Origin of the sequence: Pseudomonas sp. 10S4, assembly GCF_034344865.1 — a bacterium.
In the GTDB taxonomy this organism is placed as follows: Bacteria; Pseudomonadota; Gammaproteobacteria; order Pseudomonadales; family Pseudomonadaceae; genus Aquipseudomonas.
On sequence record NZ_CP133774.1, the window covers coordinates 1785380 to 1805656 of the forward strand.

The 20277-nt window shown below is 60.5% G+C and carries 17 protein-coding genes and 2 pseudogenes; 10 read left to right on the forward strand and 9 right to left on the reverse strand.

Annotated elements, in window-relative coordinates:
* Positions 1–2: 2 nt before the first annotated feature.
* From rsmB to def, 3 genes and pseudogenes are all read right to left on the reverse strand, one after another.
* Positions 3–1313, reverse strand: a complete 1311-nt coding sequence (gene rsmB, locus RHM58_RS08380) for a 16S rRNA (cytosine(967)-C(5))-methyltransferase RsmB (RefSeq protein WP_322270075.1) — start codon at positions 1311–1313, stop codon at positions 3–5.
* Positions 1310–2271, reverse strand: a pseudogene (gene fmt / locus RHM58_RS08385) (methionyl-tRNA formyltransferase). Before fmt ends, rsmB begins: the two are co-directional and overlap by 4 nt.
* Before the next feature lie 56 nt (positions 2272–2327).
* On the reverse strand, positions 2328–2834 hold the full coding sequence (def, locus tag RHM58_RS08390; protein WP_201199252.1) for a peptide deformylase: 507 nt from the start codon (positions 2832–2834) through the stop codon (positions 2328–2330).
* Between the two features lie 167 nt (positions 2835–3001).
* Here def and RHM58_RS08395 point away from each other — a divergent pair, with 167 nt between their 5' ends.
* The 3 genes from RHM58_RS08395 to RHM58_RS08405 all read left to right on the forward strand — a co-directional run bounded on the left by RHM58_RS08395 (position 3002) and on the right by RHM58_RS08405 (position 5820).
* A complete protein-coding gene (locus tag RHM58_RS08395) occupies positions 3002–4027 on the forward strand; it encodes a LysM peptidoglycan-binding domain-containing protein (protein WP_201199253.1) in 1026 nt (341 codons plus the stop codon).
* Positions 4028–4106: 79 nt separating this feature from the next.
* Positions 4107–5207 (forward strand): DNA-processing protein DprA, encoded by a 1101-nt coding sequence (gene dprA, locus RHM58_RS08400; protein WP_322270077.1) that lies wholly within the window; start codon positions 4107–4109, stop codon positions 5205–5207.
* A 55-nt stretch (positions 5208–5262) separates the two neighbouring features.
* Positions 5263–5820, forward strand: coding sequence for an L-threonylcarbamoyladenylate synthase (locus RHM58_RS08405; RefSeq protein ID WP_322270078.1), 558 nt, complete (start codon positions 5263–5265; stop codon positions 5818–5820).
* Positions 5821–5946: 126 nt separating this feature from the next.
* Here the strand turns inward: RHM58_RS08405 and RHM58_RS08410 are convergent, their stop codons facing one another.
* Positions 5947–6924, reverse strand: a complete 978-nt coding sequence (locus RHM58_RS08410) for an NADPH:quinone reductase (RefSeq protein WP_322270079.1) — start codon at positions 6922–6924, stop codon at positions 5947–5949.
* A gap of 172 nt (positions 6925–7096) precedes the next feature.
* Here RHM58_RS08410 and hemF point away from each other — a divergent pair, with 172 nt between their 5' ends.
* The gene (gene hemF, locus RHM58_RS08415; RefSeq protein ID WP_322270081.1) at positions 7097–8011 is read left to right on the forward strand and encodes an oxygen-dependent coproporphyrinogen oxidase; all 915 of its coding nucleotides are present in this window, start codon (positions 7097–7099) and stop codon (positions 8009–8011) included.
* 11 nt (positions 8012–8022) lie between these two features.
* Positions 8023–8844 (forward strand): shikimate dehydrogenase, encoded by an 822-nt coding sequence (aroE, locus tag RHM58_RS08420; protein WP_201199268.1) that lies wholly within the window; start codon positions 8023–8025, stop codon positions 8842–8844.
* Positions 8845–8985: 141 nt separating this feature from the next.
* On the opposite strand, the pseudogene RHM58_RS08425 reads toward aroE, so the two are convergent.
* The 3 genes and pseudogenes from RHM58_RS08425 to betC all read right to left on the reverse strand — a co-directional run bounded on the left by RHM58_RS08425 (position 8986) and on the right by betC (position 13161).
* Positions 8986–10554, reverse strand: a pseudogene (locus tag RHM58_RS08425) (SulP family inorganic anion transporter).
* 155 nt (positions 10555–10709) lie between these two features.
* On the reverse strand, positions 10710–11630 hold the full coding sequence (gene choX / locus RHM58_RS08430; RefSeq protein ID WP_201199279.1) for a choline ABC transporter substrate-binding protein: 921 nt from the start codon (positions 11628–11630) through the stop codon (positions 10710–10712).
* Positions 11631–11646: 16 nt separating this feature from the next.
* A complete protein-coding gene (gene betC / locus RHM58_RS08435) occupies positions 11647–13161 on the reverse strand; it encodes a choline-sulfatase (RefSeq protein ID WP_322270083.1) in 1515 nt (504 codons plus the stop codon).
* Positions 13162–13275: 114 nt separating this feature from the next.
* Here betC and RHM58_RS08440 point away from each other — a divergent pair, with 114 nt between their 5' ends.
* Positions 13276–14226: a choline sulfate utilization transcriptional regulator gene (locus RHM58_RS08440; RefSeq protein WP_201199283.1), complete on the forward strand. Its 951-nt coding sequence runs from the start codon at positions 13276–13278 to the stop codon at positions 14224–14226.
* 45 nt (positions 14227–14271) lie between these two features.
* Here the strand turns inward: RHM58_RS08440 and RHM58_RS08445 are convergent, their stop codons facing one another.
* Positions 14272–14937 carry an NAD(P)-dependent oxidoreductase gene (locus RHM58_RS08445; protein WP_201199285.1) on the reverse strand — a complete coding sequence of 222 codons (666 nt, stop codon included), beginning with the start codon at positions 14935–14937 and terminating at the stop codon, positions 14272–14274.
* A gap of 84 nt (positions 14938–15021) precedes the next feature.
* Here RHM58_RS08445 and RHM58_RS08450 point away from each other — a divergent pair, with 84 nt between their 5' ends.
* Positions 15022–15378: a DOPA 4,5-dioxygenase family protein gene (locus RHM58_RS08450; RefSeq protein ID WP_201199287.1), complete on the forward strand. Its 357-nt coding sequence runs from the start codon at positions 15022–15024 to the stop codon at positions 15376–15378.
* Here the strand turns inward: RHM58_RS08450 and RHM58_RS08455 are convergent, their stop codons facing one another.
* Positions 15379–15780: a GFA family protein gene (locus tag RHM58_RS08455; RefSeq protein ID WP_201199288.1), complete on the reverse strand. Its 402-nt coding sequence runs from the start codon at positions 15778–15780 to the stop codon at positions 15379–15381.
* 318 nt (positions 15781–16098) lie between these two features.
* Here RHM58_RS08455 and RHM58_RS08460 point away from each other — a divergent pair, with 318 nt between their 5' ends.
* The 3 genes from RHM58_RS08460 (at position 16099) to RHM58_RS08475 (ending at position 20220) form a co-directional block, all read left to right on the forward strand.
* Entirely contained in the window at positions 16099–17406 is a 1308-nt protein-coding gene (locus RHM58_RS08460) for a CitMHS family transporter (protein WP_201199289.1), read from the forward strand.
* Positions 17407–17476: 70 nt separating this feature from the next.
* Positions 17477–18244, forward strand: coding sequence for a TerC family protein (locus RHM58_RS08465; RefSeq protein WP_201199290.1), 768 nt, complete (start codon positions 17477–17479; stop codon positions 18242–18244).
* A gap of 317 nt (positions 18245–18561) precedes the next feature.
* Positions 18562–20220: a Na/Pi cotransporter family protein gene (locus tag RHM58_RS08475; RefSeq protein ID WP_322270084.1), complete on the forward strand. Its 1659-nt coding sequence runs from the start codon at positions 18562–18564 to the stop codon at positions 20218–20220.
* Positions 20221–20277 lie beyond the last annotated feature (57 nt).

Genomic DNA, 20277 nt, shown 5'->3' on the forward strand with positions numbered 1-20277 from the left:
GGTTATCCGCGCGCAGCGGCAATCTTGATCAGCTTGGCGTAGTAGAACCCGTCGTGACCGCCTTCCTGGACCAGCAATTGGCGACCATGAGGTTGTTTGATCCCCGCCGTAATGGCGAGGTCGAGTTCACGGGCGCCCGGCGTGCGAGCGAGGAAGGCTTCGATGACTTCGGTGTTCTCGGTCGGCAACGTGGAGCAGGTGGCGTAAAGCAGAATCCCGCCCACTTCCAGAGTTATCCACATGGCATCGAGCAATTCGCCCTGAAGCACCGCCAGCGCGGCGATGTCGTCGGGTTGGCGCGTCAGTTTGATGTCCGGGTGACGACGGATCACGCCAGTGGCCGAGCATGGCGCGTCCAACAGGATGCGCTGGAACGGCTTGCCGTCCCACCAGGTCGCGGTGTCACGGCCGTCGGCGGCGATCAGTTCGGCGCTCAGGCCCAGGCGTGCGAGGTTTTCCCGCACCCGCACCAGACGCTTGGCTTCCAGGTCCACGGCGACGACGCCGGCCAGTGCCGGCTCGGCTTCAAGGATGTGACAAGTCTTGCCGCCCGGCGCGCAGCAGGCGTCGAGCACCCGTTGGTCTGGCGCCAGGTCCAGCAAGTCGGCGGCCAGTTGTGCGGCTTCGTCTTGCACGCTGATCCAGCCCTCGGCGAAACCCGGCAGGCTGCGCACGTCGGTGGCGGCTTCGAGGATGATGCCATCGCGGCTGTAAACGCAGGGGCTGGCGGCGATGCCCACGTCACTCAGCAACCCGAGATACGCATCGCGGGTCTGATGGCGACGGTTGACCCGCAAAATCATCGGCGGGTGGGCGTTGTTCGCCGCGCAAATGGCTTCCCACTGTTGCGGCCAGAAGGCTTTCAGGGATTTTTGCAGCCAGCGCGGGTGAGCGGTGCGCACCACCGGGTCGTGCTCCAGCTCCGCCAGCAGCGCTTCGCTTTCCCGTTGGGCGCGACGCAGCACAGCGTTGAGCAAAGCTTTGGCCCAAGGCTTCTTCAGCTTGTCGGCGCAACCGACGGTTTCGCCGATGGCGGCGTGGGCCGGGACGCGGGTGTAGAGCAGTTGATAGAGGCCAACCAGCAACAACGCCTCGACATCGGCATCGGCGGCTTTGAATGGCTTCTGCAACAACTTGGCCGCCAGCGCCGACAGACGCGGCTGCCAGCGCGCGGTGCCGAACGCCAGGTCCTGGGTGAAGCCGCGATCACGGTCTTCGACCTTGTCCATTTGCGTCGGCAGGGAGCTGTTGAGTGAGGCTTTTCCGTTAAGAACAGCGGCAAGTGCCTTGGCGGCGGCCAGACGCGGGTTCATTGAGCGTCCGCCACGTGACCGAGCACGGTGCCGACGGCGAATTTCTCACGGCGACTGTTGAAGAAGTCGCTGAAGTTCAGCGCCTTGCCGCCGGGCAATTGCAGGCGGGTCAGGCACAGAGCATGTTCACCGCAAGCGACGATCAAGCCGTCCTTGCTGGCGCTGAGAATTTCACCTGGCGCGCCCTGCCCTTCGGCGAGGCTCGCGGCCAGCACTTTCAGCGCTTCGCCATTTAGCGTGCTGTGGGTGATCGGCCATGGGTTGAAGGCGCGGACCAGGCGTTCCAGCTCAACCGCCGGGCGGCTCCAGTCGATGCGCGCTTCATCTTTGTTCAATTTGTGAGCATAGGTGGCGAGGCTGTCGTCCTGCACTTCGCCTTCCAGGGTGCCGGCAGCGAGGCCGGCAATCGCATGGATCACGGCCGGTGGGCCCATTTGCGCCAGACGGTCGTGGAGGCTGCCGCCGGTGTCTTCACCGGTGATTGGCGTGGTGACTTTCAACAGCATCGGCCCGGTGTCGAGGCCCAGTTCCATGCGCATCACGGTCACGCCGCTTTCGCTCGTCGCCCGCTTCAACGGCGTCGCTGGATCGGCGCCGCACCGCGCCAGCGTGGCAGCAAGGACGCGTGGCTGTTGATGCAACCCAGGCGTGGAATATCCAGCACCACTTGCGGCAGGATCAAGCCGTAGGCGACCACTACCAGCAAATCCGGCTTCAATGCGGCCAGTTCAGCCTGAGCGTCTTCGTTGCGCAGGGTCGGCGGTTGCAGCACCGGAATGTTGTTTTCCAGAGCCAACTGCTTGACCGGGCTCGGCATCAACTTTTGCCCGCGGCCCGCCGGACGGTCCGGTTGGGTGTAGACCGCGATGATCTCGTAAGGGCTGGCGAGCAGGGCCTTGAGGTGTTCGGCGGCGAATTCCGGGGTGCCGGCAAAGACGATGCGCAGTGGCTCAGTCATGAAGAAGGTCTCGCAAAGAAAAAGGCTTGCCGCAGCAAGCCTTTGAAAGGAGGGCATCAAGCGTTCTGGCGATGGAGCTTTTCCAGTTTCTTCTTGATTCGGTCGCGTTTGAGGTTGGACAGGTAGTCGACGAACAACTTGCCGTTGAGGTGGTCGCATTCGTGCTGGATGCACACGGCGAGCAGGCCTTCGGCGATCAGTTCGTAAGGCTTGCCGTCGCGGTCCAGGGCCTTGATCTTGACCTTCTGCGCACGATCGACGTTTTCGTAGAAGCCCGGCACCGAGAGGCAGCCTTCCTGATACTGCTCCATCTCGTCGGTCAGGGTTTCGAACTCGGGGTTGATGAACACCCGTGGTTCGCTGCGGTCTTCGGAGAGGTCCATCACGACGATACGTTTGTGCACGTTGACCTGGGTCGCGGCGAGGCCGATGCCTGGCGCTTCATACATTGTTTCAAACATGTCATCGACCAACTGACGCACTTCGTCGTCCACTACGGCCACAGGTTTGGCGATAGTGCGCAGGCGCGAGTCGGGAAATTCGAGGATGTCTAAAATGGCCATAAGCTTAATTGCTGCACATGTGAGGTAAAGTCGGGTCGATGGCCTGGCGGGTCCGAAGATGCAGGCTACCGTTGTAAAACGTAGCTCCCTTCTTCGAGAAGAGCCAGGAGCGAGCCACGGGGGCTCTGGCGTTTTACGCGAACGCACATAATAAAGGGATTCACCGCATGAGGAAATCACTACTCGCCTTGCTCCTTCTGGCCTCGGCCGGTTTGGCGCACGGGCAAGTGCAACTCAAGGAAGGTTTTCCGCAGCAATACACGGTGGTACGGGGGGACACACTTTGGGACATCTCCGGGAAATTCCTCCGGGAACCGTGGAAATGGCCCGAGCTTTGGCAGGTCAACCCGCAGATCCAAAACCCCAATCTCATCTATCCGGGCGATTTGCTGACCCTGACCTACGTCGATGGCCAGCCACGCCTGACCCTCAATCGCGGCGAGTCCCGCGGCACCATCAAACTGTCGCCACGCATCCGTAGCAGCCCGGTGGCCGACGCGATCCCGAGCATTCCGCTGCAATCGATCAACAGCTTTCTGCTGAGCAACCGTATCGTCGACAAGGTCGAGGACTTCGACAAGGCGCCGTACATCGTCGCGGGCGATGCGGAACGGGTGCTCAGCGGCACGGGTGACCGGATCTTCGCTCGCGGGCATTTCGACCCGAACCAACCGGTGTACGGCATCTTCCGCCAGGGCAAGGTTTACACCGATCCGCAGAGCAAGGAGTTCCTGGGGATCAACGCCGACGACATCGGAGGCGGTGAAATTATCGCGACCGAAGGCGACGTCGCCACGCTGGCGCTGCAACGCACCACCCAGGAAGTGCGCCTCGGCGACCGTTTGTTCACCGGCGAGGAACGGGCGATCAACTCGACCTTCATGCCCAGTGCACCCAAAAGCGAAATCAACGGCTTGATTATCGATGTGCCACGCGGCGTCACGCAGATTGGTGCGATGGACGTGGTCACGTTGAACAAGGGCCAGCGGGACGGTCTGGCCGAAGGCAACGTGCTGGTGGTGATGAAAACCGGCGAAACCGTGCGTGACCGTGTGACGGGCCAACCGTTGAAAATTCCCGATGAACGTGCCGGTTTGCTGATGGTTTTCCGTACCTACGACAAACTTAGTTACGGTTTGGTCCTCAGGGCAACGCGTTCCTTGGCGGTGATGGATAAGGTGCGAAATCCTTAGCCTGCTCCACAAGTTACCAACAGAGTTATCCACAGCTTATTCCCGTTTGAACGGGGCTCATAACGATCAAGGATGATCCATGTCGCTCTCTGCTGTTACACCGGTTTCCCCTGCGGAACTGGAGGCTCGCTTACGTCTTCATCGCTTGCCCGAACTCGGACCTGCGCGATTTAAAAAACTGCTGGAAGCTTTTGGCTCAGCGTCAAAAGCCATCAGTGCGCCGGCCAGCGCCTGGCGTTCGCTGGGCTTGCCCGTCGCCTGCGCGGAAGCCCGGCGCAGCAATGAAATCCGCGACGGAGCAAGCCACGCATTGGCCTGGCTAGAGCGCCCGGGCCAGCATTTACTGATGTGGGACCAGCCTGACTACCCGGCATTGCTGGCGGAAATCAGCGATGCGCCGCCGCTGTTATTTGTCGCCGGGGATCCAGGCATTCTGGAAAAGCCGCAACTGGCGATGGTCGGCAGTCGCCGCGCGTCGAGGCCGGGGATGGACACGGCTGCTGCATTTTCCCGCAGCCTGGCCGGTGCCGGATTCGTCATCACCAGCGGTTTGGCCCTGGGCATCGACGCCGCGGCGCACCAGGCGGCTTTGGACGTTGGCGGGCAAACGGTAGGTGTGCTTGGCACGGGTCTTGAAAAGTTTTATCCACAGCGCAACCGACGGCTGGCGGACGCCATGATTGCCTCGGGTAGCGCGGTGCTTTCGGAGTTCCCGCTGGACGCCGGCCCCACCGCCAGCAACTTTCCCCGGCGAAACCGGATCATCAGCGGTTTGTCCCTCGGCGTGCTGGTGGTCGAGGCGAGTGTCGCCAGTGGTTCGTTGATTACCGCCAGGCTCGCCGCAGAACAGGGACGCGAGGTGTACGCGATTCCAGGTTCGATCCACCACCCCGGCGCCAAAGGCTGTCATCAACTGATCCGCGACGGGGCGATGCTGGTGGAAACCATCGAGCATATCCTCGAAGCCCTGCGTGGCTGGCAGCAATTGCCGTTATCCATGGCCGCTCCGTCGACGACTCATCCATTACTCATGTTGCTCCACGCGGCGCCCCACACCAGTGAGGCGTTGGCTCACAGCAGTGGCTGGGCGTTGCCGAAAGTGCTGGCGGCGTTGACGGAGCTGGAAATGGATGGCCGGGCGACCTGCGAAAGCGGGCGCTGGTTTGCCAGGGTGAGCTAGGTTTTATAAGGAAGATCGGTAAACTGCGCAGAGCCTTATTCTGGAGAGTTTTTTCATGGTCAACAGTTGGCGTGTGCAGCAAGCCGCACAAGCAATTCGCGCAGGAGCGGTGATTGCCTACCCAACCGAAGCAGTCTGGGGCCTGGGCTGCGACCCTTGGGACGAAGAGGCGGTGGATCGTCTGTTGATGATCAAGGGCCGATCGGTGGGTAAAGGCCTGATTCTGGTGGCCGACAACATTCGCCAGTTCGACTTCCTGTTCGACGACTTCCCGGAACTGTGGATGGACCGCATGGCCAGCACCTGGCCGGGGCCGAACACTTGGCTGGTGCCGCACCAGAATCTGTTGCCGCAATGGATTACCGGCGTGCATGAAACGGTAGCGCTGCGGGTCAGCGATCACCCGTTGGTGCGGGATTTGTGTGCAGTGGTCGGGCCACTGGTGTCGACGTCCGCTAACCCACAGGGCCGGCCGGCGGCGCGGACGCGGATTCGCATCGAACAGTATTTCCGCGGGCAGCTTGATCTGGTGATGGGTGGCAATCTGGGTGGGCGCAAGAATCCGAGTGTGATTCGTGATGTGGCGACTGGGCATGTGGTGCGCCCGGATTGAGACCAAGGTGACCTGTGGCGAGGGAGCTTGCTCCCGCTGGACTGCGCAGCAGTCCCGTTCTTTTTAGGGAGAAGCGGGGCCGCTTCGCAGCCCATCGGGAGCAAGCTCCCTCGCCACAGTTAGGCGTTACGGCAACAAAACAGTCGACCCCGTGGTACGCCGCGCCGACAACTCGGTCTGCGCCTTCGCCGCTTCAGCCAATGGATACTTCTGGCTGATGTCCACCTTCAACTTGCCGCTGATGATCATCTCGAACAATTCATCCGCCATGCGTTGCAGGTTTTCGGCATTGTTGGCGTAGGTCGCCAGGGTTGGCCGGGTCACGTACAGAGAACCCTTCGCCGACAGAATCCCCAGGTTCACCCCGTCCACCGCGCCCGACGCATTGCCGAAACTCACCACCAGACCCCGAGGCGAAACGCTGTCCAGCGACGTCAGCCAGGTGTCCTTGCCCACGCCGTCGTACACCACCGGGACTTTTTTCCCGTCAGTCAATTCCAGCACCCGTTGTGCGACGTTTTCGTGGCTGTAATCGATGGTCGCCCAGGCACCGTTGGCCTTGGCCAGTGCAGCTTTCTCCGGTGAACTGACCGTACCGATCAGCTTCACGCCCAACGCCTTGGCCCACTGGCAGGCCAGCGAACCGACACCGCCGGCAGCGGCGTGGAACAGGATGGTTTCGCCACCCTTGAGTTCATAAGTCTGACGCAACAGGTACTGCACGGTGAGGCCCTTGAGCATCACACCGGCGGCTTGTTCGAAGCTGATCGCGTCGGGCAGGCGCACCAGGTTGGCTTCGGGTAATACGTGAACCTGGCTGTAGGCGCCCAATGGGCCGCTGCCGTAGGCCACGCGATCGCCGACCTTGAAGCGGGTGACTTCGCTACCGACGGCGTCGACCACGCCCGCGCCTTCCGAGCCCAGGCCCGACGGCAGTGCCGGCGGCGGATAGAGGCCGCTGCGGAAATAGGTGTCGATGAAGTTCAGGCCGATAGCCTTGTTGGTCACGCGCACTTGTTGCGGGCCGGGCTCGGCGGGTTCGTAATCGACATATTCGAGCACTTCGGGGCCGCCATGGGCGCGGAACTGGATACGCTTTGCCATCAGAACTCTCCTTAGGTCTTAGCTTTTAGAGGTGTAGCGCGAAGCTCCCTATCGGACTCCTAACCATGATCTTCGTCAACTGCGGTGGAGCAAGGTGCGGTGTTATCCTACGCAGCAATTTGCCGCCGGCCATTCGTGCGCCGTGTAGCTTTGCCCGATTCAAGGTGATGACATGACGACCCGCACCGAGGCCGTAAAAGCCTACCTGCTCGACCTGCAAGACCGCATTTGCGCCGCCCTGGAAGCCGAGGACGGCGGCACGCGCTTCGTCGAAGACGCCTGGGCCCGGCCTGCTGGCGGTGGCGGTCGCACCCGAGTGATCGAAAACGGCATAGTCATCGAAAAGGGTGGCGTTAACTTTTCCCACGTCTTTGGCAGCGGTCTCCCACCGTCCGCCAGCGCCCATCGGCCGGAACTGGCCGGGCGCGGCTTCGAAGCGCTGGGCGTGTCCCTGGTAATTCACCCGCACAACCCGCATGTGCCGACTTCCCACGCCAACGTGCGTTTTTTCATCGCGGAAAAAGAAGATGAAGAGCCGGTCTGGTGGTTCGGCGGCGGCTTCGACCTGACCCCTTACTACGGCAATGAAGAAGACTGCGTGCACTGGCACCGTATTGCCGAACAGGCCTGCGCGCCGTTCGGGCCGGACGTCTACCCGCGTTACAAGGCCTGGTGCGACACCTATTTCCACATCAAGCATCGCCACGAGCCTCGGGGCATCGGCGGCCTGTTTTTCGATGACTTGAACGAGTGGGACTTCGACACCAGTTTCGCCTTCATGCGCGCCATCGGTGACGCGTTCATCGACGCATATCTGCCGATTGTGCAACGCCGCAAAAATGATGCGTTCACCGCCAAACAACGTGAATTCCAGGAGTTCCGCCGTGGCCGTTATGTCGAGTTCAACCTGGTCTACGACCGCGGCACGTTGTTCGGTCTGCAATCGGGTGGTCGTACCGAGTCGATCCTGATGTCCCTGCCGCCGCAAGTGCGCTGGGGCTATGACTGGAAAGCTGAGCCGGGCAGCGAAGAAGCGCGCCTGACCGAGTACTTCCTGCAAGATCGCGATTGGTTGGCCAAGGCCTGAGAGGAGTCCTGATGGATCGTTACGTCGTATTCGGTAACCCGATTGGCCACAGCAAGTCGCCGCTGATCCATCGTCTGTTCGCCGAGCAAACCGCTCAGAAGTTGGACTACAGCACTTCGCTGGCGCCACTCGATGACTTTTCCGGGTTTGCCCAGGCATTTTTCCTTCACGGTCGTGGGGCGAATGTCACCGTGCCGTTCAAGGAAGATGCTTATCGCCTGGCCGACAGCCTGACCGAGCGCGCGCAGCGAGCCGGGGCGGTGAACACCCTGAGCAAACTGGCGGATGGCAGCCTGTTGGGCGACAACACCGACGGTGCCGGACTGGTGCGCGACCTGACGGTCAACGCCGGTTTCAGCCTCAAGGGCAAACGCATCCTGCTGTTGGGTGCCGGCGGTGCGGTACGCGGGGCGTTGGAACCGTTGCTGGCCGAACAACCGGCGTCGGTGATCATCGCCAATCGCACAGTGGAAAAAGCCGAGCTGCTGGCGGAGTTGTTTGCCGATCTGGGGCCGGTGTCCGCCAGTGGTTTTGACTGGTTGCGCGAGCCAGTGGACCTGATCATCAACGCGACGTCTGCCAGTCTGTCGGGTGATGTACCGCCGATTGCCAGCAGCCTGATCGAACCGGGCAAGACCGTGTGCTACGACATGATGTACGGCAAGGAACCGACTTCGTTCTGCCGCTGGGCCAGTGAACACGGCGCGGCGGTGGCGATGGATGGGTTGGGGATGCTGGCGGAGCAGGCGGCGGAAGCCTTCTACCTGTGGCGCGGAGTGCGCCCGGACACAGCGCCGGTGCTGGCCGAACTGCGCCGACAGTTGGCGCTGTAGCTTTTGTGGCGAGGGAGCTTGCTCCCGCTGGGTTGCGCAGCAGCCCCCTTCTATTTTTCTGATACACCACGGTTGCTGAGTTTACGACCGCTTCGCGGCCGAACGGGGGCAAGTTATGCGTTTTTCATAGAAGTGGTGTTTTTAGTCTTCGAAACGGATCGGGCACTTATCCGCCCCTTCCAGCTTCCTCAACTCCTCCACCACCGGCGGCCGCGCGCCGCGCAAGGTCAGGCTGCGATCCTGTTTGAGCAACCGCCGCGCTTCCTGGTGCAGCATTTCCACACCCGAATAGTCGATGAAATTGATGTGCTGCGCCTCGATCACCACCTTCGCGCCGTGCATCCGTTGCAGGCGCACTTGAAGGTAATGGCTGGCGCCAAAGAAGATCGAGCCGCCGACCCGCAGGATGTCTTCATCCCCATCGCGCCAGTGCTGTACCCGCGGTTGCGAGGTGCGTTTGAGGTAGAAGAACAGCGAAGCCAGGCACCCCGGCGTAGATCGCGGTATGCAATTCCAGCAGCAACGTGGCGACACAGGTCAGGGCCATGACCACGAATTCGGCGCGGCTGACTCGCAGCAACGCGCGAATGCCGCGATGGTCCACCAACCCCCAGGCGATCAACAGAATGCTGCCGGCCATGGCCGGGATCGGAATGTGAGCGATCAGCCCGGCGCCGAAGATGGCGAACAGCGCCACCCACAACGCCGAGAACACCCCGGCCAGTGGCGAGCAGGCGCCGGCCTCGTAGCTCAGCCCCGAACGGGTGAAGGACCCGGCTGACAGCGAGCCGGAAAAAACGCTCCGACAATGTTTGATAAACCCTGGGCGCGGACTTCCTGGTTGGCGTCGAGCAACTGCTGTGAGCGGGCCGACAAGGAGCGGGCAATTGAGAGACTCGTCACCAGTCCGAGCATGCCCACGGCGACGGCACTCGGCAGCAGACGCAGCACCAGTTCCAGATCCAGCGGCAACGAACTGAAGGGTGGTAAGCGCCCGACAAACGCGCTGACCAATTTCACATGGCCGAACATCGCGGGCCAGAGCCACACCAGCACACCGCTCAGGATCAGGGTGATCAATAGCGTCGGCCAGCGGGGCAGCAACAGTTTCAAGACAATCCCGACAGCGACCGTGGCAAGGCCTAGCACCAGCGAAGGTTTATCCACAGCCCCGAGGTGCGTGATCAAAGTCACCAGGCTGTTGAGCGCTGTGGCCTGGTTGGGCAAGTCGAGCCCCAGCAGATTCGGCATCTGCCCGATGGCGATCACCACTGCCGCCCCGAGGGTAAAACCCAGTACCACCGAGTGCGAGACGAAATTCACCAGTGCGCCGAAACGCAGCATCCCCAGTAGCCACTGGAAAATGCCGGCCAGGAGCGTAAGAAGCAGGATCAGCGTGATGTAGTCCTGTGACGCGGGCACGGCCAGAGGACTGACGCTGGCGTATAGGACGATGGAAATAGCCGCTGTAGGACCGCAGATCAGGTGCCAGGACGAACCCCACAAACAGGCGATCAGCACCGGGATGATCGCGGCGTACAAGCCGTATTCCGGTGGGAGACCGGCGATCAACGCGTAGGCAATGGATTGCGGCAACGCGAGAATAGCGCCGCTGAGACCGACGATCAGGTCACGACCGACGCTGGCGCGGGTCTGCCGTGGCAGCCAACTGAGAAACGGGAAGAGTGAATGGCGGCTGGGGAAGGCCATGGGTCCTCTCGGGTAGGAGTTTGCGCAAAGGGTAACAGGGTAAGCCCAACCATTGTGGCGAGGGAGCTTGCTCCCGCTGGGTTGCGCAGCAGCCCTAAAAATCTACGGGCGCTGCGCACCCGAGCGGGAGCAAGCTCCCTCGCCACAGAGGTTGCTTACAACTTGGCTTTGACTGCGCCTAACGCATCCTGCCCGTCCACGGTCTTCACCCCGTCCAGCCATTTATCCAGCACCGCTGGATTCGCCTTGATCCACGCCTTCACTGCGTCCGCATTGCTGACCTTCTTGTTCACCACTTCGGCCATGATGCTGTTTTCCATTTCCTGGGTGAAACTCAGGTTGGTCAGCAGCTTGCCAACGTTCGGGCAGGCCTGTGCATAACCTTTACGGGTCAGTGTATAAACCGCGCCGGTGTCGCCGAAGTATTTCTCGCCGCCCTTCAGGTAATGCATTTTCAGCTGCACGTTCATCGGGTGCGGCGTCCAGCCGAGGAAGGTCACGAACTTCTGTTTCTTCACCGCGCGGGACACTTCAGCCAGCATCGCCTGCTCGCTGGACTCGATCAGCTTCCACTGGCCCAGCTCGAAGTCGTTCTTCTTGATGATGTCCTGCAGCGAAATATTCGCCGGAGCGCCGGAGCCGATGCCGTAGATCTTCTTGTCGAACTTATCGGCGTATTTGTTCAGGTCGGCAAAGTTATGCACACCCGCGTCCCAGACGTAATCCGGCACGGCCAATGTGAACTCGGTGCCGTCGAGATTCTTCGCCAATTGAGTCACGTCGCCGGTGGCGACGAACTTGTCATAAAAGCCCTGCTGCGCCGGCATCCAGTTACCCAAAAACACATCGACCTGGCCATCCTTCAGACCACCAAAGGTGATCGGCACCGCCAGTGTGTCGACCTTGGCCTTGTAGCCCATGCCGTCCAGCAGAAACCCGGTGATGGCGTTGGTCGCGGCGATGTCGCTCCAGCCAGGGTCGGCCATTTTCACCGTCTCGCAGCTCTGATCGGCGTAAACCGATGCACTGCCCAGAGCCAGAAGCCCGACCGTCAGTACTGTGGATAACCTTTGCATGGACTTCCCCTTCACATTATTGGTTTTGGCAGGGTTGTGGATAACGTGCTTTGCGCTCCAGATCATCAAGGTCGATGTGGTTGCGCATGTATTGCTGACTGGCGTCCACCAGCGGCTGGTGATCCCAGCTCTTCAGCTTGCCGATGGTCAGGGCGTCGGCGACGAAACGCCGACGCCGCTGGCTCGCGAGCACCTGTTGGTGGATCGCCGGAATGTCCCATTTGGCCCGCGCTTCGGCGAGAAAATCTTCGAACAGTGGCCGATGTTGCGGCGACTGGCTGAGTTCTTCTTGTTCACGCGGGTCGTTGTGTACGTCGAAGAGTAGGCAAGGGTCGTCTTCGCTGTAGATGAATTTGTAGGCGCCGCGCCGAATCATCATCAACGGGCTGATAGTGCCTTCGGCCATGTATTCGCCGAACACTTCATCGTGACCGCCCTGCCCTTGCAGGTGCGAAACCAGTGAGCGGCCGTCCAGCGGCAGGCCCGGTTCCAGTGAGCCACCGGCCAGTTCGACAAAGGTTGGCAGCAGATCCGCGGTAGAGACTGCCGCACTGACCCGGCCCGCTCCGAATTGTCCCGGAGCACTTATCAACAGGGGGACACGGGCAGCCATTTCAAACCAGTGCATTTTGTACCAGAGGCCACGCTCGCCGAGCATGTCGCCGTGGTCGCCGGAGAAGACGATGATGGTGTCATCGATCAGTCCGGTTTCCTCGAGTGTTTGCAGGAGTTTGCCGACGTTGCTGTCGATATAGCTGCACGCACCGAAGTACGCCCGGCGCGCATCGCGAATCTTATCCACAGGCAGAGGCTTGTCCCACAGGTCGTAAACCTTGAGCAAACGTTGGGAGTGTGGATCGAGTGCAGTCTGGGCCGGCGTCTGTGGCAGCGGGATGTCGGCGTCGTCGTACATATCCCAAAAAGCCTTGGGAATCGTGTACGGGTCATGTGGGTGAGTCATCGAGACGGTCAGGCAGAACGGCTGATTGCCATCCTCGCGAATGTGATCGAACAGATATTGCTGGGCCTTGAACACCACTTCTTCGTCGAAATCGAGCTGATTGGTTCGCACGCAGGGCCCGGCTTGCAGCACTGAAGACATGTTGTGATACCAGGTCGGACGCACGTCCGGTTCGTCCCAGTTCACTGACCAGCCGTAGTCGGCCGGGTAAATATCGCTGGTCAGGCGTTCTTCATAGCCGTGGAGTTGGTCCGGGCCACAGAAGTGCATCTTGCCCGACAGCGCGGTGCGGTAGCCGAGGCGACGCAGGTAGTGGGCATAAGTCGGTACGTCTGCGGGGAAATCGGCCGCGTTGTCGTAGGCGCCGATCTTGCTCGGCAACTGACCGCTGACCAAGGTAAAGCGCGACGGCGCGCAGAGTGGGCTGTTGCAATACGCGGCGTCGAACACCACGCCTTCGGCGGCGAGGCGGCTGAGATTCGGGAGTTTGATTGGCGAAGGGCCGTAGAACGGCAACATTGGCGCGGCCATCTGATCGGCCATGATGAAAAGAATATTCTTGCGCTTCATGTGATCGCGGCATTCCATAGTGAATATTTATGCGAGAGTGCTGCGATCGAGCATGTAGTCCATGCCTTTTGCGGTAAAGCCCATGCACGGCAATGACTAGGATAAGCACAGCTTATGTATGACGCCCTTGGTGATTTGTCTCTCGACTTGCTGCGTGCCTTCGAGGCGGCGGCCCGTCAGCGCAGCTTTACCGCGGCGGCGGTGGAGCTTGGCACCACGCAACCGGCGATCAGTCAGCAGATCAAACGGCTGGAAGAACAGCTCACTACGCGCCTGTTTGATCGCATCTATCGTGGTATCGAGCTGACGGAGGCGGGGGCGATTCTTTTCGAGCAAGTTCAGCTCGGTTTACAGAATATCGACGCAGGATTGACTGCGATCAGCGCACAGCAGTCCCACGAAGTGCTGCAAGTCGCCACCGATTTCGCCTTCGCCGCCTATTGGTTGATGCCACGCCTGCACCGTTTTCACGAAGCCAATCCCCAAGTCGATGTCAGCCTGGTCACCAGCGAACGCAATCACAACATGTTGCGTACCGATATCGACGTGGCGGTGCTGTTCGGTGACGGGCGCTTCAAGCAAGGCGAAAGCCATTGGTTGTTCAGCGAGGAAGTGTTCCCGGTGTGCAGCCCGCTGTTGTTGAAGGACCGTCCCCTGCCCTTGCCGGTCCAGTCGTTGCTCGATTTTCCACTGCTGCATCTGCGTGGGGAAAACAGCAGCAACTGGTTCGACTGGAGCGGAGTGTTCCGAGAGTTGGGGATAACCTCGGCGCCGGCACCGGGACAGCTGCGTTTCGACAATTACACGTTGTTGATCCAGGCGGCGATTGGCGGCCAGGGCGTGGCCATCGGTTGGCGGCACCTTGTGGATAACTTATTGGCCCAGGGTTTGTTGTGTCGGCCGATTGCCGACACGGTGATTTCACGGCTGGGTTATTACGTTGTCTTGCCTCAGCGCAAACGTCGTGGTGTGTTGATTAAACAGTTTGTGGATTGGTTGATGGCAGAACAGGCCACCAGTGCGCAATCGTTGACTGGTTTGCCGTTTCCTTCGATTGCGGTGTGAAAGCGCAAAGATCGCACCTGTAGGAGCTGCCGAAGGCTGCGATCTTTACGGTTCTGAAGCCGCCACAAAACTCACATGTTCACCGACATGCAGGTTCAACCGCAGCTCATCAGCGATCCCGACCGCCACACGATTTAGCCGTCGCAATGGCTCGGCCAGACCCGGCTCAAGGCTGCTGCTGACCTGACTGAAATGCTCGATGGTCAGCCCGGCCACCCCGTGCGGCACATCCACCAACGTCCAGTGCAGATCGCTGCCTTGCAGGGCTTCGAGGATTTCTTCGGCGGCATGGCGCTGAAGGTCATCCTCCACCCCCGGCTCGTCCAATTCCTCAAAATGCCCCACCACAAACAAACGGCCAATGCTGGCGGCCTGCAGACCGTCGATCAATGCATCCACTGCCAGCACCTGCTCGACCGGGCCGGGCACGATGGTTTTCTCCACGTGTTCGCTGCTGATCGGCAGCCCTGGCGCGTCTAGTAGACAGATCACCGCCGAACAACCGGCCACGCTTTGTTTCACTCGTTGGGCGTCGAACAGGTCGCCATTCTTGGTGCGCAGTCCGGGTCGAGGCGCCAGCGCCGTCAGGTCATCGAGAATCGCGATCACTTCATGCTGGCGCCGCAGCATTTCAGCCATCAGCGCACTGCCCAGGCTACTCATGGCACCATAGAGCACCACTTTCACCACCGGGGTTTCGGCATTTTTCATGGCTGAGTTCCTTGTTTCCCACATATATAGCGTGTGACCTGTAGGAAATGGTGAGGGTTCGACCGGATTTCAGGAGAGGTTCAGATGCACAAGGATCACGTCCAACAGGCTCATGCCCAGCAGATCACGGGCTACCACGCTCACGTTTATTTCGACGCCAGCACCATCGATCAGGCACGGGCCTTGTGTGAGCAAGCGGCGCAATTGTTCCCATTGAAGATGGGCCGCATGCACGAGCGCCCGGTCGGTCCGCACCCGGACTGGAGCTGCCAACTGGCGTTTGGGCCGCAGCTTATCGGCGATGTGCTGCCGTGGCTGGTGCTCAATCGCAACGGCTTGGTGGTGTTCCTGCACCCGGACACTGGCGATGACTTGCTCGATCATACGGAGCACGCCGTCTGGATGGGTGCCATCCGCCCATTGGACCTGTCTATTTTCTGATCAGATCGTTTCTTCTGCTTCGCCGGGCAAGTGCTCATCCAGGTGCAGCCAGGGCAGGCGGCTGTCGGTCCAGATGTGCCGGTCGGCTGGAGCCCGCTCTGGATGATCGAGGGTGGCGATGGTCAGGTCGATGCTCTCGGGGCTGAGCAGCGTCAGTAGCGCCACCTGCGCCCCACAGGTCGGGCAGAAAAATCGCGCGCAGCTTTCAGAAGAGTCGTACCGAGTCGGTGTCCCGGCCAGCCATTCAAAGGTCGAGGCGGGCACGGTGATCCAGGTGGTCACGATTCCGCCGCTGACTCGCCGGCAAATCGAACAATGGCAGTGGGCGATGTCGTGCAGCGACCCACGAAACTGATAGCGCAGATGTCCGCAATGGCAACCGCCGGTATGAATGTCGTCCATGTTTTTACTTCCTGTGCAGTGTTTTCTGACGTTAAGCCCATCCGACGACCGGTTGCCCATCTGGACAATGCTTTCGGCAGCGAAAGCTGGCTGAAAGCTTTCCCCATTAGGATCGCCCCCACTACCGGCAAGAGACCGGTTGGCCACGCGTGTGTTTTATCGCTCGCATGGCCCAATTAACAACAACAATGGTGATTCTGATGTCCTTTGCTACCCGCCCTTTCGCTGCAACTCCGCCCGTACGCCTCGTGCTTCCTGTTCTGCGCTGACCCACCCGGTTCGCCCATTCCCTAGCCGCGCTACGCCTGGAGTATTCCCATGCTGACTTTCCTTGGCTTTGCCATGGTCATCACGTTCATGTTCCTGATCATGACCAAGCGCCTTTCCGCGCTGATCGCCCTGATCATTATTCCGATCATCTTCGCCCTGTTCGGTGGCTTTGCGCCGAAGATCGGCCCGATGATGCTCGAAGGCATCACCAAGCTTGCGCCGACCGGCGTGATGCTGATGTTCGCCATTCTGTACTTCGCCCTGATGATCGACTCCGGCCTGTTTGACCCGGCCGTGCGCAAGATCCTCAAACTGGTCAAGGGCGACCCGTTGAAAGTTTCGGTCGGCACCGCCGTTCTGGCGCTCGTTGTTTCCCTCGATGGTGACGGCGCGACCACTTATATGATTTGCGTGGCCGCTATGCTGCCGCTCTACAGCCGCATTGGCATGAGCCCGCGAATCATGGCCGGCCTGATCATCCTCGCCGGCGGCGTGATGAACATGACCCCGTGGGGTGGCCCGACCGCCCGTGCCGCGAGCGCGCTGCATGTGGACCCATCCGACATCTTCGTGCCGATGATTCCGGCGATGCTGGCCGGTGTGGTGGCGATCCTGGCGATTGCTTACTTCTACGGCAAACGCGAGCGTGCTCGCCTGGGTGAACTGCACCTGGCCGGCGATGACGTGGACCACAGCGAAATCAGCGTTTCCCAGTACCCGGACGCCCGTCGTCCGAAGCTGATCTGGTTCAACGGCGCCCTGACCGTTGCCCTGATGTGCACCCTGATCGCTGGCCTGTTGCCGCTGCCGGTGCTGTTCATGGTGGCGTTCAGTATCGCGATGATCGTCAACTACCCGTGCCTGCAACAACAGAAGGACCGCGTTGCGGCCCACGCCGGCAGTGTGCTGGCGGTGGTCGGGCTGATTTTTGCCGCGGGTATCTTCACCGGTATTTTGACCGGAACCGGCATGGTCGATGCTATGTCGAAAAGCCTGTTGGCGGTGATCCCGGATTTCCTCGGCCCGTACCTGGCGGTGATCACGGCGCTGGTGAGCATGCCGTTCACGTTCTTCATGTCGAACGACGCGTTTTATTACGGCGTGTTGCCAGTGTTGGCCGAAGCCGCCAGTCATTACGGCATCACTGCGGTGGAAATGGCGCGTGCCTCGATCGTTGGTCAGCCCGTCCACTTGCTCAGCCCACTGGTACCGTCTACATATTTGCTGGTAGCACTGGCCGGGATCGAGTTCGGTGACCATCAACGTTTTACCCTGAAGTGGGCAGTACTAGTCTGCCTGTGCATACTGGTCGCCGCCTTGCTGTTGGGGACTTTCCCGCTGTTCAGCACTTTGTAACGGCATCAACTCACCACGCCGCCAGCTTACTGCTGGCGTCGTGGTTTAACACTCGCTCAAAGGAATACACATGGAATGGCTGACCAACCCTGAAATCTGGGTTGCCTTCTTCACCCTGACTGCCCTGGAGATCGTCCTGGGCATCGACAACATCATCATGATCTCGATCCTGGTCAGCCGCATGCCCAAGCACATGCAGGCGCGCACCCGGATCTTCGGTCTGGCCCTGGCCATGATCACGCGGATCCTGTTGCTGCTGTCGATCACGTGGGTCATGCGCCTCACTGCGGACCTGTTCGAAGTGTTCGGCCAGGGTATTTCCGGGCGAGACCTGATCCTGTTCTTCGGTGGTCTGTTCCTGCTGTGGAAAAGTTCGCAAGAGATGTACCACGCGCTGGAAGGTGAAGACGAAACCGGCGACGAGCCTTCGGGCAAGGGTGGCAACTTCCTTTACACCATCATCCAGATCGCGATCATCGACATTGTGTTCTCGCTGGATTCGGTGATCACCGCGGTCGGCATGGTCTCGCACGTGCCGGTCATGGTCGCGGCGATTATCGTGGCGGTGCTGGTGATGATGCTGGCGGCTGGCAAGATCAGTGAATTCATCGACAAGCACCCGTCGCTGAAGATGCTGGCGCTGGCGTTCCTGCTGGTGGTCGGTACCGTGCTGATTGCCGAGGCCTTCGGCGTACACGTGCCAAAAGGCTACGTCTACTTCGCCATGGCGTTCTCGCTGGCGGTAGAAGCGATCAACATCAAGATGCGCACCGCGATTGCGAAAAAGAAGAAACAGCAAGACCCGGTGAAACTGCGCAAGGATGTTCCGGGGCAGTAACCCGAATGCTGTAGCGCTGCAAACCCTGTGGGAGCGGGCTCGCTCGCGAAAGCGGTGTGTCATTCAACTGTGATGTCGACTGACACGACCTCTTCGCGAGCAAGCCCGCTCCCACATTGGTTTTGCGCTGTTCGTGATTCCCTCTTTCATATCTGCATCAAACTGTTTTCATGACAGTTTTATTTCAATCGACACTTTAGCTATGCGATGCTGGCGCCCAGACCGTTAGCCAACTACAGCTTAAGTACAGAACGTAGAACGTCGCGCGGTACCGTCAACTTGTCCCTTTGGGACGCTACCACCACAGGGGGCCCAGCATGCTGACCCTGCTCAATTTGTTATCTGCCGTGACCTTGCTGATCTGGGGCACGCACATCGTCCGAACCGGCATCCTGCGGGTCTACGGTTCCAACTTGCGCCATGTGATTGGCCAGAATATGTCCAAGCGCGGGCTCGCGTTTGTCGCCGGCATCGTCGTGACCGCCATGGTCCAGAGCAGTAACGCCACGGCGATGCTCGTCACTTCCTTCGTCGGTCAGGGCCTGATGGCGCTGACCCCGGCCCTGGCGACCATGCTCGGGGCCGACGTCGGTACGGCGCTGATGGCGCGAGTGCTGACGTTTGACCTGTCGTGGCTGTCGCCGCTGCTGATCTTCCTCGGGGTGATTTTCTTCCTGTCGCGCAAACAGACCCGGGTCGGGCAGATGGGCCGGGTAGCAATCGGCCTGGGGCTGATCATCCTCGCGCTGCAACTGATCGTCGAAGCCGCCGCACCGATCACCCATGCCCAAGGGGTGAAGGTGATCTTCGCCTCCCTGACCGGCGACATCCTGCTCGATGCCCTGATTGGCGCGCTGTTCGCGATGATCTCCTACTCCAGCCTGGCGGCGGTGCTGCTGACCGCGACCCTGGCCGGCGCCGGCGTGATCAGCCTGCCAGTGGCCATCGGCCTGGTGATCGGCGCCAACATCGGCAGCGGTGTTCTCGCTTTTATGAGCACCAGCATGCAGAACGCTGCCGGTCGCCAAGTCGCGCTGGGCAGTCTGTTGTACAAACTGATCGGCCTGCTGTTGATCATCCCGGTGCTCGACCCGCTGGTGCACTGGATCGACAGCCTCGACTACAGCCCTCAGGAAATGGTCATCGGCTTCCACCTGCTCTACAACACCGCGCGCTGTCTGATCCTGCTGCCCAGCGTCGGGCCGATGGCTAGGCTCTGTGCCTGGCTGTTGCCGGAGCGGCCGGAACTCAACGGCATGGCCAAGCCCCGGCACCTGGACCCGACTGCACTGGTGACCCCGAGCCTGGCACTGGCCAACGCTGCCCGGGAAACCCTGCGCATCGGCGACCTGATCGACATCATGCTCGAAGCCATGCTCGACGTGCTGCACGGCAAGCAAACCGCCGTCACCCAGGAAATGCGCCGCATGACCGATGACGTCGAAGCGCTTTACAGTGCGATCAAACTCTATCTGGCGCAGATGCCCCGCGAAGACCTCAGCGATCAGGACAGCCGGCGCTGGGCGGAAATTATCGAACTGGCGATCAACCTCAAACTCGCCAGCGACCTGATCGAACGCATGCTGCGCAAGGTCCAGCAGCAGAAGACCTCGCAACGCCGGTCGTTTTCCGAGGTTGGGCTGGAAGAGTTGGCGGGGCTGCACAGCCAACTGATTTCCAACTTGCGTCTGGGGTTGTCGGTGTTTCTCAGCAGCGATCCGGAAAGCGCCCGCCAGTTGCTGCGTGAGAAACGTCGTTTTCGCGCACAGGAACGACGCTTGGCCCATGCTCATGTCAGCCGATTGCAACGTAAGATCGTGCAAAGTATCGAGACCAGTTCGCTGCACCTGGAGCTGATCGCCGACATGAAGCGTCTGAATTCGCTGTTTTGCAGCAGCGCCTACGCGGTATTGGAAACGTCCGACACCGGTGCGCTGGAGTCGGACGATTTGGCTGACATCACACATTCGCCTTGAACGTCTGGCAGTGTGGTCAGTCAGTAACTGTGGTTCGGGTTCAAGATCATCGCGAGC